13 protein-coding genes are annotated in these 16,255 nt (G+C 69.0%); 4 read left to right on the top strand and 9 right to left on the bottom strand.

The annotated features are described in order from the left end of the window. The first annotated feature begins 20 nt into the window (after positions 1-20). Complete coding sequence (locus ACWH49_RS25055) at positions 21-260, top strand: hypothetical protein (protein ID WP_448173904.1); 240 nt, start codon at positions 21-23, stop codon at positions 258-260. Positions 261-280: 20 nt separating this feature from the next. On the opposite strand, the gene ACWH49_RS25050 is transcribed toward ACWH49_RS25055, so the two are convergent. The 6 genes from ACWH49_RS25050 to ACWH49_RS25025 form a co-directional block, all read right to left on the bottom strand. Next, a complete protein-coding gene (locus tag ACWH49_RS25050) occupies positions 281-1,492 on the bottom strand; it encodes an AI-2E family transporter (RefSeq protein ID WP_448173903.1) in 1,212 nt (403 codons plus the stop codon). A gap of 111 nt (positions 1,493-1,603) precedes the next feature. Then, positions 1,604-1,918 carry a BON domain-containing protein gene (locus tag ACWH49_RS25045; protein WP_056463335.1) on the bottom strand — a complete coding sequence of 105 codons (315 nt, stop codon included), beginning with the start codon at positions 1,916-1,918 and terminating at the stop codon, positions 1,604-1,606. A 72-nt stretch (positions 1,919-1,990) separates the two neighbouring features. Further along, positions 1,991-2,563, bottom strand: a complete 573-nt coding sequence (locus ACWH49_RS25040) for a ferritin-like domain-containing protein (protein ID WP_448173902.1) — start codon at positions 2,561-2,563, stop codon at positions 1,991-1,993. A gap of 25 nt (positions 2,564-2,588) precedes the next feature. Further along, positions 2,589-2,762, bottom strand: coding sequence for a DUF1328 family protein (locus ACWH49_RS25035; protein WP_082548777.1), 174 nt, complete (start codon positions 2,760-2,762; stop codon positions 2,589-2,591). Between the two features lie 155 nt (positions 2,763-2,917). Next, positions 2,918-3,292, bottom strand: coding sequence for a VOC family protein (locus ACWH49_RS25030; RefSeq protein ID WP_448173901.1), 375 nt, complete (start codon positions 3,290-3,292; stop codon positions 2,918-2,920). 3 nt (positions 3,293-3,295) lie between these two features. After that, positions 3,296-3,967 carry a DUF4256 domain-containing protein gene (locus ACWH49_RS25025; RefSeq protein WP_448173900.1) on the bottom strand — a complete coding sequence of 224 codons (672 nt, stop codon included), beginning with the start codon at positions 3,965-3,967 and terminating at the stop codon, positions 3,296-3,298. Positions 3,968-4,077: 110 nt separating this feature from the next. Between ACWH49_RS25025 and ACWH49_RS25020 the strand changes: the two genes are divergently transcribed. Both ACWH49_RS25020 and ACWH49_RS25015 read left to right on the top strand, forming a co-directional pair. Next, positions 4,078-4,323: a FitA-like ribbon-helix-helix domain-containing protein gene (locus ACWH49_RS25020; protein ID WP_448173899.1), complete on the top strand. Its 246-nt coding sequence runs from the start codon at positions 4,078-4,080 to the stop codon at positions 4,321-4,323. Beyond that, the gene (locus tag ACWH49_RS25015; protein ID WP_448173898.1) at positions 4,320-4,715 is read left to right on the top strand and encodes a type II toxin-antitoxin system VapC family toxin; all 396 of its coding nucleotides are present in this window, start codon (positions 4,320-4,322) and stop codon (positions 4,713-4,715) included. The genes ACWH49_RS25020 and ACWH49_RS25015 overlap by 4 nt, the downstream gene beginning before the upstream one ends. Positions 4,716-5,105: 390 nt before the next feature. Here the strand turns inward: ACWH49_RS25015 and ACWH49_RS25010 are convergent, their stop codons facing one another. Next, positions 5,106-5,873: a carbon-nitrogen hydrolase family protein gene (locus tag ACWH49_RS25010; protein WP_448173897.1), complete on the bottom strand. Its 768-nt coding sequence runs from the start codon at positions 5,871-5,873 to the stop codon at positions 5,106-5,108. 139 nt (positions 5,874-6,012) lie between these two features. Further along, a complete protein-coding gene (locus ACWH49_RS25005; RefSeq protein ID WP_448173896.1) occupies positions 6,013-6,486 on the bottom strand; it encodes a hypothetical protein in 474 nt (157 codons plus the stop codon). 213 nt (positions 6,487-6,699) lie between these two features. On the opposite strand from ACWH49_RS25005, the gene ACWH49_RS25000 reads away from it, so the two are divergent. Then, complete coding sequence (locus tag ACWH49_RS25000) at positions 6,700-7,716, top strand: integron integrase (protein ID WP_448174397.1); 1,017 nt, start codon at positions 6,700-6,702, stop codon at positions 7,714-7,716. On the opposite strand, the gene ACWH49_RS24995 is transcribed toward ACWH49_RS25000, so the two are convergent. Further along, positions 7,713-16,247 (bottom strand): GH36-type glycosyl hydrolase domain-containing protein, encoded by an 8,535-nt coding sequence (locus ACWH49_RS24995; RefSeq protein WP_448173895.1) that lies wholly within the window; start codon positions 16,245-16,247, stop codon positions 7,713-7,715. The two genes, ACWH49_RS25000 and ACWH49_RS24995, sit on opposite strands and share 4 nt — an antisense overlap. Between the last annotated feature and the right edge of the window lie 8 nt (positions 16,248-16,255).

The following is a 16,255-nucleotide window of genomic DNA, read 5'->3' as shown; positions in this document are numbered from 1 at the left end:
CCTTCACTCCGAAAGTCCCGATGAGCCTGCCCGCACAGCGCAAGACGCGCCGTTCGCCACCGAGCGTCGACCTCGTCGACCCCGGCGATTCGACCAACCCGCACATGCCGCACGACCGCGACGAGCGCGTCGGGATGACCGACGGGAAGCCCAGCGAGGCGATACGGAAGGCGCACGACGACGTGGAGCGCGGCGTGAAGGACACCACCCGCGCTCCCGAGGCGGACGCTGCCTACAAGAAGCTCAAGACCGGTCGTTGAGCGACCGCGCCAGCGGCGCGTCACCCCTGCATCAGGTGCGCGAGCCGCTGTCCCGGTCGGGTGTGCTCGGCCACGACCTTCAGCAGCACGACCAGGGCCGGGCCGAGCAACAGGCCCCAGATCCCCCAGATCGCGCCCCAGAAGACCACGCCGATGAAGACCGCGGCCGGGTTCATCTTGGCGGCCCGGCCCTGCAACCAGGCCGTCACGACGGTGCCGATGAGCGTCGAGAGCACCACCACGAAGCCGGCCATGCCGAGCGCCGCGCTCAGCGTGCCGTGGGCCAGGAACGCCTCGGCCGCACCGAGGCCCGTCAGAAGCGCCATGCCGAGGTACGGCACCACGTGCAGGATCGCCGCGGTGAGCCCCCAGCCGCCGGCATCGGGGAGCCCGGCGAGCATGAATGCGGCCCAGACGGCGAGGCCGACGACGGTGTTCGTCACCAGCAGCACGCCGCCGTAGATGTGGATCTGGCGCACGCACTCGCCGGCCGCGTGCTCGGCGCGCAGGCGCAGACCCGGCCGCTCATCCCACAGATCGAGGACGCGCGTGGCCAGCGGCTCGCCGCCCACCAGCACGAAGAACGCGATGAAGAAGATGATGGTCAGGTCGGCCGCCAGCTTGAACAGCACGCCGGAGCCGCTGACGGCACTGTCGCGCAACGCCACCGTCGCCGTCTGGGAGATGGACACCGCGGGCTCCGAGGCCGCCGTCGCAGCGGCGCTCGCGGCGGCTGCCGCAGCCGCACTCGCAGCGGCGGCCTGGCGTGAAATGGCGGCCTTGCTGCGCACTGGCGCTGTCGTGACCGGCCTTGGCCGCGCTCCCGCCAGGCGATCGGCCGCGCGATCCAGGTCCCGGAATGCTTCGCGTGCGCGCTTGAGCACCGACTCGGCACCCGGCTCCGTCTCGGCCACCTGCTGGGCCACGAGCGTGATCATGTCCGGCACGCGGCCGGCAACGCGGGCCAGCTGCTCGCCGAAGGCCGCGCCTGCCATGCCGATGGCGCCCATCACGATCGCCAGCGTGACCGTCACCGCGATGATGCGCAGCCGCACGATGCGCGTCAGCAGCGCGGTCAGCGGCATCACCAGCAGCGCCAGCATCAGACCGGCGGTCAGCGGGATCAGGAACGACCGTCCGAACCACAGCGTCGCGACGATCGCCAGTGTCGCGATGACGGTCGCTGCGACGCTGGAGTTCGGTCTGGTGCTCTCGGCGGGCACAGCGCTCATGGCGGTCCTGGTGGGGGTCGGTCGGGCAAATGAAAGCCCCGCGATTCGCGCTGAATCCGGGGCTCGTTGTCGGGCCGACTTGCTGCCGGCCCCTGGATCGCTGCGCGCGAATTATGGGCGCACGGCAACCGAGTTCTTGACGCTCTTGACGCCCTTGACCTTCATCGCGATGTCTTCGGCCATGTTGCGCTCGGCCGAGTTCTTCGCGAAGCCGGACAGCATCACGGTCCCGTTCAGCGTCTCGACCTTGATCGACGCCGCGTCGACCGTCTTGTCCTCGACGAACTTGGCCTTGACCGCGGTCGTGATCGCCGCGTCGTCGACATAGGCGCCGACGGTTTCCTGGCCGCGCGTGACGGCGCAGCCCGAGGCCGTGATCAGCGCGAAGACGCAAAGGGCCGAAGCGAGGGTGGTGCGTGCTTGCATGGTGTGTTCTCCTGATTGTTGAGCAGAGTTATGACGTGTGAGGTGGCTGGGGCCCGCCACCGTGGGCGAACGCTAGTTGTCGGTCATCCAGTCGCTGAGTTCGTCGGCGTGTTCCTGCTCCTGACTCAGGATCCCTTCGAGCATGCGGCGCGTCGTCGAGTCCTTGTCGCCGATCAGGTGGATCATCTGGGTGTAGGCCTCGATGGCCACGCGCTCGGCGATCAGGTTGGCCTTGATCATGGCCTTGAGGTCGGTCGAATCGTCGTAGTCCGCGTGGCTGCGCGAGAGCAGGGTGGCCGGCGAGAAATCGGGCTCGCCGCCGAGCTGCACGATGCGCTCGGCGATCTGGTCGCCGTGCGCCGTTTCCTCTTGCGCGTGGACCAGGAACTCCTCGGCGATCTTGGGCGACGACAGCCCCTTGGCCGTGAAGTGGTGGCGCTTGTACCGCATGATGCAGACGATCTCGGTGGCGAGCGCATCGTTCAGCAGCTTGATGATGTCCTCGCGCCAGGGCCCGTAGCTCGGCACCACCGCGCCTTGATCCAGCGAACGCTTGGCGGCGTTGAGGCCGGCTTCGTCAAGCGCCAGGCGTTCGACGTTGGTAGGCAGCGTGGTGACGTTGCCGGTTTCGGTGTTCGCACTCATGAAGACTCCTGGAATGTGAGGTGGATCAACTGACGGCGCCGATGCCGAGCAGCGCCAGCAGCACCACGACGACGAACAGCACCAGGAACACGACGAACAGGATCTTCGCGATGCCAGCGGCACCGGCCGCAATGCCGGTGAATCCGAACAGGCCCGCCACGATCGCGATCACCGCGAAGATCAGCGCCCACTTCAGCATCACATCCTCCTGCGCACGAGCCCCGGCATCACACCCGAGCTCGCCTTGTTATCGATGCTGAACTGTAAGAAGGCGTGGCGCTGCGGCCCATCGGAGCGCCACGCGGGGCGCTGTAGGACGGAACCGCGGAACGCAGCGGGCGTGCCGCGAGGCCCTCAGCCTTCGGGCGTGTGGCAGACCGCCTCGAGGTTGTGACCGTCGGGACCGATCACGAAGGCCGCGTAGTAATGCGGGTGGTAGTGAGGCCGCAGTCCGGGCGCGCCGTTGTCCCGGCCGCCGGCCGCGAGCGCCGCGCGGTGGAACGCATCGACCTGCTGCCGCGTGGCGGCGCTGAAGGCCAGATGCAGATGCGCGGGCTTCTCGTCGGTCTGGAGCAGGCACAGCGAGGTCGGGCCTGCGGCGCAGAGCTCGACACCATAGGCCGGCTCGCCCTCGGCGACGATGGCCACGCCGAGCGGTTCGAGCGCGCTCGCGTAGAACGCCTTGCTCGCCGCGAAGTCGCTGACGCCGAACTTGACGTGGTCAAACATCCGTCACACCCGCAGCAGACCGCGGAAGCCGCGCGCGGCGTAATAGGACTGCACGCCGTTGTGATAGACGAACACCCTGCCGTAGCGCCGATCGCAGAACAGCGCACCGCCCAGCTCGCGCACCTCGGCGGGTGTGGCGATCCAGCTCGACGTCTTCAAGTCGAACTCGCCCAAGGTCTGCAGCGCACGGTACTGTGCCTCGTCGAGCAGCTCGATGCCTATCGCCGCCGCCGCATCGACCACATTGCCCGCCGGCTTGTTCTCCTTGCGCGCGTCCAGCGCCTCGCGGTCGAAGCACAGGCTGCGGCGGCCGGACGGGCTCTCGGCGGCGCAATCGCAGAAGAGGAATTGGCCGGTGGCCTCGTCGCAGCCGATCACGTCGGGCTCGCCGCCCGACGCTTCCATCGCCTGCAGCGTCGCCAACGCCGCTGTGCTCTTCGCCAGCCGGGCTTGCACCTTCGCCCAGTCGAGACCGCGATGCCGGTGCATGTGCTTCTCGAACCGCGTCTGAAGCAGGCGCAGGAACGTGTCTTTCTCGGTGGTTTTCATCAGCGGACCAACCCAGTCGAAGTGGCGCGGCGGGTGCAACTGTAGCGCGGGGACTGGCGTGCAACGGGCGTGCAACCTGCGTCGAAGGCTTTCGACCACAGCGCGGCGCCGCGTGGCAGGCCACACGGAGCTTGTTTCCATCGGGGTCTCTGAAGTAGGCGCCCTGGCAGTGCTGCGACGGTTTGACGCAGTGACTGGCTGGAACCATAATGGTTCCATAATGGTTGGAGATGCAAATGCCCACGACACTGACTCTGAAGAACATTCCGGATGACGTGTACGCGCGACTGAAGGCTTCGGCAGAAGCGCATCGACGAAGCATGAACAGCGAGGCGCTCGTGTGCCTCGAGGCAATGCTGCTGCCGGCCAATGTGTCACCCACGGAGCGCCTGGCGCGCGCGCGCGCGCTGCGAGAAACCTTGCCGCGAGGGAAATTTCGCGTGCGCGACATTGATGCGCTCAAGAGGGAAGGTCGCCCGTGATAGTGGTGGACTCCAATATCTTGGCCTATCTGTATTTGCCGGGTGACAGGACCGCGGCCGCCGAAGCACTGCTCGAGCAAAATCCAGAATGGGCTGCGCCGGTGCTTTGGCGAAGTGAGTTTCGCAACATTCTTGCCGGTTACTTGCGGCGAAAGACGATCACCTTTGGCCAAGCGTGCAGCTTGCAAAGCGAAGCCGAAAGCCTGCTTGCAGGGGCGGAATTCGAGGTGGACTCCACTTCCGTGCTTGACCTTGTGCGTGACAGCGACTGCTCGGCGTATGACTGTGAATTCGTTGCACTGGCGATCAAACTCAACACCAAACTTGTGACGATGGACAAGAAGCTACTTCGGGAGTTCCCGACACGGACCGTTGTTCTTGCTGCGGGCTAACGCGCGAGTAAGCGGCAGACACCGGTACCCGGTGATTGAGTCCGCTCCAGAAGGGGTTTGATGCCTGCGGGATGACACATGCGGCGCCGACCGCTGAGAGACATGCCAGCCAGTGCGAGTGCAGTGAATCTCTCGCACACCACCGGACTTGCCCGAACCTGCTCGACCCCAACGCACTTTACGAGTGCCACCGGATTGGGGCACGACATCTCCGGCAGTAGGGCGCTCCGCGATATGTGCCGCGAAGGCGCCTCTCCTCTTCCGTCCAGTAGAGCGGCCACTGCCGCTGGAACAGCAACGCTTTCAACGACGGTGAGCATTCTTCTACTAGTACTTAAGCGGCAGACCGCGGCTTGCCGTGCGCTGTCCGCTTGAAGGAAGGGCTAGCCTTTACTGCGGATGCCATTCAAAGTGACTCTCCCCCAGAGTGAAAACACCGACTCCGGAGGCTTGGGGAGGAAGACGAAACATGATCTCTCCATCTGGCGCTGCAACGGTGCTGCCGCCGCCGTCAATACTCTCCTCGGGTCGATTGAGCGCATTGGGCCAGTTGGTCTGGATCACGTAGGACCTTGTCGTAGCAGCCAGGCGCCGAATATCGTGAACGTATGCAGGCGGATCAGTTCTTGGCTTCTCAGGATCTTGGCGCAGTGCCCCCGGGACAAAAATGAGATCTACTGTTCCGGGTGACAACTCGAGGGAGACCAGATCGATGTCTTCGACCTCGCGACAGATGACCGCGGAGCAGCGTAGGCCGTGCAGGTTCCCTATCGGCCGTGACGCACCTCTCTTGAAGAAAGTGGCTTCTGGTTCAGTCAGCCCACGCTTAGGAATCACCGCCGAAGTCATTCCGCGTTCATTGATAAGCAGATGCGAGTTGTAGATCGCACCGTCGGCGCCGAAAGTTGGTGCTCCGGCGGCTATGCCCAGCGACAGCTTCGCAGCGTGAGTTTGCAACTCTTGAACGGCTGGCGACACTACCTCAGGCCTTGCTTCGCGACCAATCAGTCGATGGAACCCGGTGACGGCTAGTTCGGAGAAGCCACAAAGTTGCGCGCCTCGCGAATGTGCCAAGTCCATGGCCTTTCGAATCGACGCCACATTCTCCGGTGTCGACCAGTGCATGTTGATCTGGGCTATGGCAATTCGGTGGGTCATCCGGATAGGTCGTCGTGAAGCCTAACGTTTGAGCTGAGGCGCGAGCGCCGGGATGGTGCTTGGCCCGCGAGGCGGAAGATAAGAACCACCGCTTCGCGGGCCAAGTGCCATGCCGGTGCGAGTCGGCTCCAGCGAAGGGTTAGGCCTCATGCATCCTGATGGCAGGCTCGTTGGTGGATGCCACGTTGACGATGTGATCGAGGCACAGAACCGCCCAGTGCTTATTGGAGCCCGGATAGTCCGATGTAGCAAACGAGACCCTGGACAGATAGTCGAGGTATGCCGACTTCTTGTACAGCTTGAACAATCGACCCTCAGCCTCTGAGTCTTCGGGCTGACCAAGGGCGTAACTCTCGTTCTCGATAGCGTAGGCGATGTAGTTGGGCCAGTAGATATCAAACACCTTGCAGCCAGGACCGTGTTCGATCGCGCTCGAAGATGCGAGCACGGCTCGGAGTTCTGGTAGAGGTTCGGCGGCGAGAGTCTCCGCGGCTACCGGACCACCCGCTCTGGCCTCGTGGACTACAAGGCGTAAGCCACCGTCTTCGGGTTCGGAGACTGAGGCGAGGTAGAGGTATTTGCAGCCGTCGATGGCCGCTATGGCTGCGTTCATGAGGCCTAACGTGATATGGATGGAATGGCCCGCCGTTGGCTGTTCGGCCTAAATAGAGTGGTGCGTACGGCGCTTCCCTTCGAAATCTCCCCCGACAGAGGGCTTCGCCAGGTCCCACGCGGAGGGATCGACTCGCCGATATGGGCGGCTCAAAATCTTCGGCATGTCGGGCTCCTTGCTCGGTCCGGCGCAGACACCGCCGCTTCCCCTGAAATGTCGCCCGACTCCTTGCGCCCCGTCAATCCGGACGATGCCGCGTCGCAGCCTGCTGCACCGCCGCGCCTGCTCGACCAAATGCGCCATGCGATCCGCGTGCGTCATTACTCGATCCGCACCGAAGCCACCTATGTCGACTGGGTGCGGCGCTTCATTCTTTTCCATGGCAAGCGCCACCCGTCGACTCTGGGCGCGGCCCAGGTGAGCGCGTTCCTGACTCATCTCGCGGTCGATCGCGGCGTCGCGGCTGCAACACAAAATCAGGCGAAGTCGGCAATCCTGTTTCTTTACCGCGTCGTTTTAGACCTGGAGTTTCCTTGGCTCAACGAGATCGTGGCGGCCAAGGACGCGCGACGCTTGCCGGTGGTGCTCACGACACACGAGCTTCGCGATCTGCTGGCGCACATGAGCGGGCCGGCCGGCCTGATCGCCGCTTTGCTATACGGCACCGGCATGCGCTTGCTCGAAGGGCTGCGCCTGCGCGTCAAGGATGTCGACGTCGAGCGGCGCGAGGTCCTGGTGCGCGACGGCAAGGGCGGCAAGGACCGGGTCACCATGCTGCCCGAGAACCTGATCCTGCCGTTGCAGCAACAGATCGCCGCAGCGTGGACGCTGCACGATCGCGATCTAACGGAGGGCTTCGGCCGCGTCTGGTTGCCGAATGCGCTGGCGGTCAAGTACCCGAACGCCGACCGCGCGCGCGGCTGGCAGTGGGTGTTTCCGAGCGGCACGCGTTCGATCGATCCGCGCAGCGGCGCGTGCCGCCGGCACCACCTGCACGAGGCGTCGATCCAGAAGGCCGTAGCCGGCGCGGCCCGGCGCGCCGGGATGGTCAAGCCGTGCTCGCCGCATGTGCTGCGCCACTCGTTCGCGACCCACCTGCTGCAGGCGGGCTACGACATCCGCACGGTGCAGGAACTGCTCGGTCACAGCGACGTGTCGACGACGATGATCTACACCCACGTGCTGAACCGCGGCGGGCGCGGCGTGCGCAGCCCGCTGGACTCGATCTAGCCTGATGGACTCGCGGACTTGAGCTGCACCCGCGCGCTGGCGTCGGTGGCGAGCGCGTCCCAGCGCAGCATCTGCCCCGGCGCCAGCCTCACCATCGCGGCATCGGCCCCCTCGGCGCGCCGGCTGAAGACCACGCGCAGGCTGCGTCCGCCGCGCTTCAGCGTCAGCTCCGCCTCGTCCCAGTGCGATGGCAGGCACGGCACGAAGCCGATCTCTTCGCCGCGCTGGCGCAGGCCGAACAGGTGCTCGATCGCCGCGCGGTGCATCCAGGCGGCCGATCCCGTGTACCAGCTCCAGCCGCCGCGGCCGACGTAGGGAGGCTCGGTGTACACGTCGCCGGCCATCACGTAGGGCTCGATCGCGTAAGGCTGCGCCTGCGTCGCGTGGGCCGAGCGGTGCGCAGGGCTCAGGTAGGTGAAGTAGCGGTAGGCGGTGTCGCCGTCGCCGCGCATCGCCTGCGCGATCAGCGCCCAGACGCCGGCGTGCGAGTACTGCCCGCCGTTCTCGCGCACGCCCGGCGGGTAGGCCTGGATGTAGCCGGCGCTGGGTTGCTGGTGTTGCAATGCGGGGGTCAGCAGCTTGATCAGGCCGGCGTCGGTGTCGACGAGGTGGCGGTCGAGCGCCTGCATCGCAGTCTGCTGCGATGCCGCCGGCGCCGCGCCCGAGATCACGGCCCACGACTGCGCGATCAGGTCGATGCGGCACTCGACGTTGGTGTGCGAGCCGAGCGGCGTGCCGTCATCGAAGAACGCGCGCTTGTACCACTGGCCGTCCCAGGCCTGCGTCTCCAGCGCCGTGCGCCAGGCCGCGGCGGCCTCCTGCCAGCGTCGGGCACGCGCGGTATCGCCGCGCGCGTGGGCGAGCGGCGCGTACACGTCGACGATCTGGCACAGGAACCACGCGAGCCACACCGATTCGCCGCGGCCCTCGGCGCCGACGCGGTTCATGCCGTCGTTCCAGTCGCCGGTGCCCATCAGCGGCAGGCCGTGGGTGCCCGCCGTGAGGCTGCGATCGAGCGCGCGCGCGCCGTGCTCGAACACGCTGGCGGATTCGGCGGCAGCGGTCGGCACGTAGTAGGCATCCTCGGCGCCCGACGGGATCGGGCCGCCCTCGATGAAGCCGACGGTCTCGTCGAGCAGCGAGGTGTCGCCGGTGCACTCGACGTAGTGGGCGCAGGCATGCGGCAACCACAGCAGGTCGTCCGAGAAATGGGTGCGCACGCCGGCGCCGGTGGGCGCGTGCCACCAGTGCTGCACGTCGCCCTCGGCGAACTGGCGCGAGGCATTCAGCACGATCTGCGCGCGCAGCAGCGCCGGGTCGGCCCAGGCGAGCGCCATCGCGTCCTGCAACTGGTCGCGGTAGCCGAACGCGCCGCCGGCCTGGTAGAAGCCGGCCTTGGCCCACAGCCGGCATGCGACGGTCTGGTAGAGCAGCCAGCGGTTCACCATCGCGTCGAACAGCGGGTCGGGCGTCTTGACGGTGGTGGCGCCGAGCAGCGTGTCCCAGCGCGTGCGAACGGTCTCGAAACGCTGCTTCGACGGCAGCGCGGCTGCCGTGGTCGCGAGGTGACGCGCCTCGCTCGGGGTCGCACCGAAGCCGAGCAGGAACACGCATTCAACCGTCTCGCCGGCCGGGATCGTCAGCGCGGTCGAGAGCGCCGCGCACGGGTCGAGCCCGGCGCCGCTGCGCATGCCGAACGCATCGGGCACGGCGAGCCGCCCGCGGGCGTCGAAGCATTCGCGGCGATCGCAGGTCCAGTCGGGTGGATCGCTGGCCGCGTTCGACGTCACGCCGAAGAACGCCGTGCCGTCGCCGAAGCCGGCCGCACGGTCGCGCTGGGTGCAGGTGAGGGCGGTCAGGCGCGGGCCGCCGTCCGGCCCGGGCAGCCGCTGGGTGAACGACGCGGTGTCGGTGCTCAGGCGGTCGCTGCGGTTCGCGCCCATGACCCATTCGGCGATCCCGATCGCGCGCAAGCGCTGCGTGCGGTGGCCGCGGTTGACGATGCGGATGCGGACCTGCTTGACCGCCGCGTCCGCATCCACGCACCATGCCACGTTGACCTCCAGGTCACCGCGCCGATGGCTGACGACGCTGTAGCCCTGGCCGTGCGCGACGCGGTAGGTGGCCGCCGGATCGGCCCAGGCCGACGGGCTCACGCTCCACAGCTCGTGGGTGCGACGGTCCTGCAGCAGGAACCACTCGCCCGGCGGGTCGCCGAGCGGGTCGTTCGACCACGGCGTCAGCTGGTTCAGGCGGCTGTTGAGCGCCCAGGTGTAGCCGCCGCCGGCCTCGGAAATGTGTGCGCCGAACAGCGGGTTTGCGAGCACGTTGACCCACGGCCGCGCCGGCCGCTGGAAAACGCTCACATCAAAGCGGAATTCGCCGCCCTCGGGCATGAACCGCCCCTGCGAGACGCGCGGTAGCGCCCCGGCGCCGGCGGCTACCGGGAGCGCGCTGACCGCGCCGGCCTGGCGCTCCTCGAGCGCAGTCTCGTGCAGCTCGGTCCACTCCTGCATGTGGTGGGTCAGCGGCCGACCGTCGGCGTTGAAGTGGACGCGCGCGAGCGTGCGCAGCGTGCCCAGCTCGGCGGCGCTGAGGTCGTCGGCGCGGAGCAGGTGGAACGCCACGCTGGGGCCGGCGTTCTGCGCGGCGAACTGGTCGCGCAGCGACGCGGCGTCACGCTGAAGTGCCATCAGGTAGGACGCCGGTTCCGCATTCACGACGACGAGGTCGCAGCCCTCGCCGGCCCAGCCCCAGACGCGAAGCGCCTGCGCCAGCGTGCGCAGCAGCCCCATGCCTTGAGGCGTGCCGGCGGAGACCAGCAGGACCGGCCGGTCGCCGGAGATGCCGAAGCGCCAGAGCAGCTTGCGGTCGCAGGTGTCGGCCGCCTCGCGCTCCGCACCCGCATCGGCCACGCGGGTGCGCGCCAGCGTCATCACGATGGCACTGGTCAGCGTCTGGATCGCCGCCAGATTCTCGGGCGCGATCGCGAGCTCGCGCAGCCGGATGCCGGCCAGCGTCGCGGACATCAGCGAGGCGCGCTCGATCGGGCCGCGCTGGCGGTGCTTGTCGATCACCGCGTCGAGCGTGGCGCGCTGGTCGGACGCTGCCGTGCAGAAGGTCAGGCGGATCTTGCCGCCGGGCGGCAGCTGCAGGCGGACCGACATCGCGCAAACCGGATCGAGCCCCGTGTCGAGTGCGGTCTCGTCGCCGTCGTTCGCGCCCCCGCGGGGCTCGACGAAGGAGGCCAGCGGCTGGCTCGCGTCGCGGTTGCGGCCGAGCCAGTGGAGCCGGTCGGTCTGGACGCGCAGCGACTGGACTGCCGCGTCGCCTTCGGCGAGGAAGTGCGCCGCGTGCAGCGCCGGCTCGGTCGGCAGGCGCGGCTTGCGTTCGAAGCGCAGCGCCTGCTGCGCCGGCTGCCAGGTCGAGCGCAGGAACAGGTTGGAGAACGCCGGGTGCGCCTCGTCCGCGCTCGGTGCCGCGAGCGTGATCTCGAAGGCCGAGATCAGCTCCAGATCGAGCACGCGCTCGCCGAGGTTGCGCAGCTCGACCTGGCGGAACTCGATGTCGTCCTCCGGCCCGACCCAGACGGTGGTCTGCGCCGCGATCTCGCGCCACGTGGCGTTGAAGGACACGCGGTCGGCGTGGTAGGTGGCCTGGTAGTGCGCAGCCGGGTCGGGCGCCGGGTGCTGGGTCAGCGAGACGGCCTGCGGCTGGCGGTCCCAGCGCAGGTAGAAGAAGCTGCCGTGCAGGTCGCGCAGCGCATCGTCCCGCCAGCGCGACAGGCCGACGTGCCCCCACCGGCTCCAGCCCGCGCCGTTGCTGCGCAGCGCGACGCTGTAGCGGCCGTTCGACAGCAGCTGCGTCGGCGACACGGCGGTCAGTCCCGGCACGACCTCGCGCAGCAGTCCCGGCGTGCGGCGCTGGCGCGCGTCGGCCGACGGGCCGGGCGGCGGCGCGAGCAGCACCGAGACCTCGCGCGGCGCGCGTTCGTGCAGCAGCGACGAGACCGCCTGCACATGCCGGTTCGCCATCAACCACTGGCGCGGCGCGCCGTCGAGCAGCACATTGGCGATCGCGACCAGGCTCATGCCCTGGTGGTGCGCCATGAACGTGTCGACGCGGGCGAAGCCGTCGGTGTCGTTCTGGCGGCCGGGGCTGAAGTCGAGCGCCTCGATGAAGCCGTAGCGCGCGCGCGGCGTCAGCGCATCGAGCCGCTGCAGGTTCGCGACGGCCAGGTGCGGCGTCAGCTGCACCGCGAGCGCGGTGGCGTAGGGCGCGATCACCAGCTCGTCGGGAGGCGTGCGCCGCAGTGCGAGGCGCGGCACGCCCTGCGGGGCGTACTGGTAGGCCAGCGTGTGGTCGCTCGCCGCGTACGCCGATTCGGAGATGCCCCAGGGCACCTTCTGCTCGCGGCCGAATGCCACCTGCTCGCAGATGGCCGCATGGCCGGCGTCGCGCAGCACGCTGCCGTGCGGCTCCTCGAGCACCAGCGTGGGCATCAGGTATTCGAACATCGAGCCCGACCACGAGCGCAGCCCGGCCAGCGCGCCGACCGCGTAGAACGGCCGGCCGAGTGCAGCCCAGTGGTCGACCGGCGCGTCGCCCTTGGCGATCGCGAGCAGGCTGGTCAGGCGCGACTCGGACGCGAGCAGGTCGTAGAAGCTCGCGTCCAGCTGCTGTTCGGCGACGCGGTAGCCGATGTGGAACAGGTGCCGCTTGCGGTGGTACAGGAATGCGAAATCGGGTGCCCAGGCCAGCGCCTCGCAGCGCGCGGCGATGGCGCACAGGCGCTGCGCCGTGTTCGCGGTGTGCGCAGCGTCGAGCAGTGCACTGCGCAGCGTGGCCAGGTGATCGGCGGCGCGCCACGCGAACTCGTCGAGCGCGTCGGGGCGCAGGGCCGCCTCGTCGCCGGGCAGCACCTGGGCGAGTTCCTCGGTCGCGCCGCGCAACAGCGCATCGAATTCGTCCGGTCGCGCCGCGGCGTCCTCCAACGGCTCGGGCCGCTGGATCAATTGCATCAACGGTCCGTCCTGAAGCATCGGCTCGCCGACACCGCGGGCCGCCAGCAGGCGCTCGCGCGACGCGGCCAGCGCCGCGCGCGCGGCGCTGTCGCCGAACGGCGCCGCGGCCAGCTCGGTGCAGGCCTGCGCGACCGCGAGCAGGTGGCCGCTGAAGTTGCCGCTGTCGACCGTGGACACGTACATCGGGAGCAGCGCGGCGCGGCTTTCGGTGTCGTACCAGTTCAGGAAGTGGCCGCGGTAGCGCGGCAGCGTGTCGAGCGCGTCCAGCGTCGCTTCCAGCCGCGTCGCGAGGTCCACGCTGCCGATCCAGCCGAAGCGGCGGGCGCAGGCCGCGCTGAGCAGGTACAGACCGATGTTGGTCGGCGAGGTGCGGTGCGCGACGAGCGTCTGCGGCGTCAGCTGCAGGTTGTCCGGCGGCAGGTGGTTGTCGCCCGGGCCGACGCAGCGCTCGAACAGCCGCCAGGTGTCGCGCGCGGTGTCGGCGAGGTAGGCGCGATCGGCCGGTGGCAGCGTGGCGTCGCGGCGCGGCGGGTTCGGGCGGCTGACCCACCAGGTCCAGAGCGGTGAGGCGGCCCAGGCCAGGCACAGCAGCGTCGCGAGCCGGGGCCACGCGGTGCCCGCGCCGAGCAGCGCGAGCCACAGCACCAGCGCCACCGCCGGCACCGCGCGATGCCGACGCAGGATGTCGCCCAGCCGCGTCGAAGCCGAGGCCTGCGCCGCCGCGGCGGTCGTCCATTCGAGCAGGTGCCGGCGGCTGACCGCCATGCGCCACAGCGCCCGGGCGACCGCGTCGAGGTTGAGCATCGCCAGCTGCAGCAGCTGGCCGAGCAGCCACAGGCCGCTGCAGACGGCGCGGCGCAGGTCGGCGCCGGCCTGGCGGTAGAAGTGCAGCTTGGCGATGCCGTCCCGGCTCGGCGCGAAGCCCGCGACGGCACCCATCAGCGGCCCGGCGATCAGTGCCGCCAGCACCAGCACCAGTGCCGGCACGGGGGCGACGACGCCGCTGCCGAGCGCCAGCACCAGCAGCGCGAGCGACATCGGCGCGACCAGCGAGCGACGCAGGTTGTCGAGCATCTTCCAGCGGTTGATCGCCCGCATCGGGTAGCGCCCGGGGCGCAGGAGGAACGGCAGCAACTGCCAGTCGCCGCGGATCCACCGGTGCATGCGCGAGGCGGCGACGTCGGCGTGGAACGGCGCGTCCTCGATGACGGTGATGTCGCTGACGCTGGCGCAGCGCGCGAGCGCGCCTTCGAGCAGGTCGTGGCTGAGCACGCGGCCGTCGGGCAGGCGCTGCGACAACACCGCGTGCATCGCGGCCACGTTGAGCAGCCCCTTGCCGGTGAAGGTGCCTTCGTCGAACACGTCCTGGTAGACCTCGGAACTGGCGGCGCTGTACGGGTCGATCCCGCACTGGCCGGCGAACAGCCAGTGGTACAGCGTGAAGTCCTGGCGTGCGGGCAGCGGCGTCACGACGCGCGGCTGCAGGATGCCGTAGCCGTGGCGCACGGTGCGCGTCGCGGGGTCGACCTGTGGCTGGTTGTGCGGGTGCGCGGCCACGCCGACCAGTTCGCGCAGCCGACCGGGCGGGAGCTGCGTGTCGCCGTCGAGCGTCACGACGTAGCGCGTGTCGGGCGCAACGCGCGAAAGATCGCCCAGCTCGATGAACGCCCCGATGCCGTCGGCCGGCGGCTCGGCCAGCAGCGTGATCAGCGCTTCGAGCTTGCCACGCTTGCGCTCCCAGCCGATGTAGGCGCCTTCGGTGGTGCACAGCTCGCGATGGCGGTGCAGCACGAGGAAGCGCGGCGGCTGGCCTTCGGCGATTGCGTGGCGCGCGTTCAACGCGGTGATGCGGGCGATGGCCGCGTCGAGCAGGGCCGCGTCGGTCGGCAGCGTCGCGGTCGGCGCATCGGCCCAGTCGGTGAGCAGCGCGAACTGCGCGTTGCGCTCGGGGTTCGCGAGGTAGTGCAGCTCCAGGCGCTGCGCGAGTTCGTCGACCGCCGTCGCGCCGGTCAGCATGCCCGGGATCACGACCATCACGCGATGCGCCGGGGGGATCCCGTGCGCGAGCGCCAGCCGCGGAAGATGGGTGGGACGGATCGATTCGCTGATCAGCCGGTTGATCACCGCCACCACCGCCTCGGAGGCGGGGAACAGCATCAGCGTCGCGGCCAGCAGCGCGATCCACGGCGGCCCCTGCGGGCCGGGCAGCGCGTGACTGTGCCGGACCAGCATCCAGGCGACGAGCGCGGCGCTCGCGCCGGCCAGCGCCACGAGGTACAGCGGCAGCGCCAGGCGCCGGCGCCAGACCTGCCACGCCTCGACATGCCCGGGCTTCAGCCCGAGACGACGCAGCAGTTCGACGCGGCCCGGGCCGCGCAGCCAGTCGCTCGCAGAGGCGTACGTCCGATCGCGGCTGTCGCGCATCAGTTCGACGAGGGTCTGGGCCACGTCGGTTTCGGCGCGACCGCTGCGCCGTGCGAGTTGCTCGATCTCGTGCAGCGTCGCGTCGCGCGTGTCGGAGCGTTCGGCCTCGAAGGCCGGTGCGCTCAGCAAGCGCTGCATCGTCGTGCTGACCTCGTTGACCATCTCCGGCCAGTCGGCGTTGCCGATCAGGCGCAGCGAGCGGATCGCGTTGCTGACGCTGAGGTTGTCGGCGGCCTGCTCGGCAGGTTGCTGCACCTGGGCGGCGGCCAAATCGGGCAGGCGTGCGAGCAGCCAGTCGTGGTAGGCGCCGACGCCGGTGGCATGGTGGTCCTGCAGGCGCTGCGCGATCTGCACGAGGAAGGTGCGGCCGACGCCACGCCGGTTCAGCAGCTCGACGATCGCGTCGAGCCGCGCGAGCGGGTAGGTCTCGATGCGGTCGCCGACGAGGTTCGCGATCTCGCGCGCCGCCTTGTTCGTTGCCAGGCGCTCGGCGAGTCGCCGCAGGTTCTCGACCAGCACCACCCGCAGCGTCGTCGGCAGCGCCCAGAGCTCGCCGAGCGACAGTTCGCGCACCTGCTGGTACGCGCCGAGGAAGTGGCACAGCAGCGCGTCGTCGAACGCGCCGTCAGTGTGGGCGACGAAGGCCCAGGCGATGCTGTAGATGCGCGGCAGGCCGCGCAGCGGCTCGTCGATCAGCACCGGCAGGTCGCGGAAATACCGCCGCGGCAGGCCGTCGTGGATCTCGGCGAGCTGGCTTTCGATCAGGTGGAAGTTGTCGAGCAGCCATTCCGCCGCCGGGCTCACCTGGTAGCCTGTGCGTGCCTGCGCCCCGATGTACTGCTGCGCCTCGCGCAGCACGCGGATGTTGTCGGCCAGACGCGGAAAGAACAGTCCAGCGCCGCGCGCGGACGCGGCCGCGCGATGCGTCTCGGCCAGACTGCAACCATGCTGCGCGAAGCGCTCGAAACCGAAGATTTCCGACCGGTTGGGCGGCTCGACGGCGCCACGTGCGCCATCGAGGATGTCGATCAGGGATTCAGGCGCATCGGGTACCAGGGTTTGCAGCCCGGCGGAACCGCTCATGCCGCATG

This window comes from Rhizobacter fulvus, from assembly GCF_964020785.1.
This window is presented reverse-complemented; position numbering and strand designations above follow the sequence as displayed.

Excerpts from the sequence above, each read along its gene's own strand:
- ACWH49_RS25055 (WP_448173904.1), top strand. The coding sequence starts at position 21 with ATGAGCCTGCCCGCACAGCGCAAGACGCGCCGTTCGCCACCGAGCGTC.
- ACWH49_RS25050 (WP_448173903.1), bottom strand. The coding sequence starts at position 1,492 with ATGAGCGCTGTGCCCGCCGAGAGCACCAGACCGAACTCCAGCGTCGCA.
- ACWH49_RS25045 (WP_056463335.1), bottom strand. The coding sequence starts at position 1,918 with ATGCAAGCACGCACCACCCTCGCTTCGGCCCTTTGCGTCTTCGCGCTG.
- ACWH49_RS25040 (WP_448173902.1), bottom strand. The coding sequence starts at position 2,563 with ATGAGTGCGAACACCGAAACCGGCAACGTCACCACGCTGCCTACCAAC.
- ACWH49_RS25035 (WP_082548777.1), bottom strand. The coding sequence starts at position 2,762 with ATGCTGAAGTGGGCGCTGATCTTCGCGGTGATCGCGATCGTGGCGGGC.
- ACWH49_RS25030 (WP_448173901.1), bottom strand. The coding sequence starts at position 3,292 with ATGTTTGACCACGTCAAGTTCGGCGTCAGCGACTTCGCGGCGAGCAAG.
- ACWH49_RS25020 (WP_448173899.1), top strand. The coding sequence starts at position 4,078 with ATGCCCACGACACTGACTCTGAAGAACATTCCGGATGACGTGTACGCG.
- ACWH49_RS25010 (WP_448173897.1), bottom strand. The coding sequence starts at position 5,873 with ATGACCCACCGAATTGCCATAGCCCAGATCAACATGCACTGGTCGACA.
- ACWH49_RS25005 (WP_448173896.1), bottom strand. The coding sequence starts at position 6,486 with ATGAACGCAGCCATAGCGGCCATCGACGGCTGCAAATACCTCTACCTC.
- ACWH49_RS25000 (WP_448174397.1), top strand. The coding sequence starts at position 6,700 with ATGTCGCCCGACTCCTTGCGCCCCGTCAATCCGGACGATGCCGCGTCG.
- ACWH49_RS24995 (WP_448173895.1), bottom strand. The coding sequence starts at position 16,247 with ATGAGCGGTTCCGCCGGGCTGCAAACCCTGGTACCCGATGCGCCTGAA.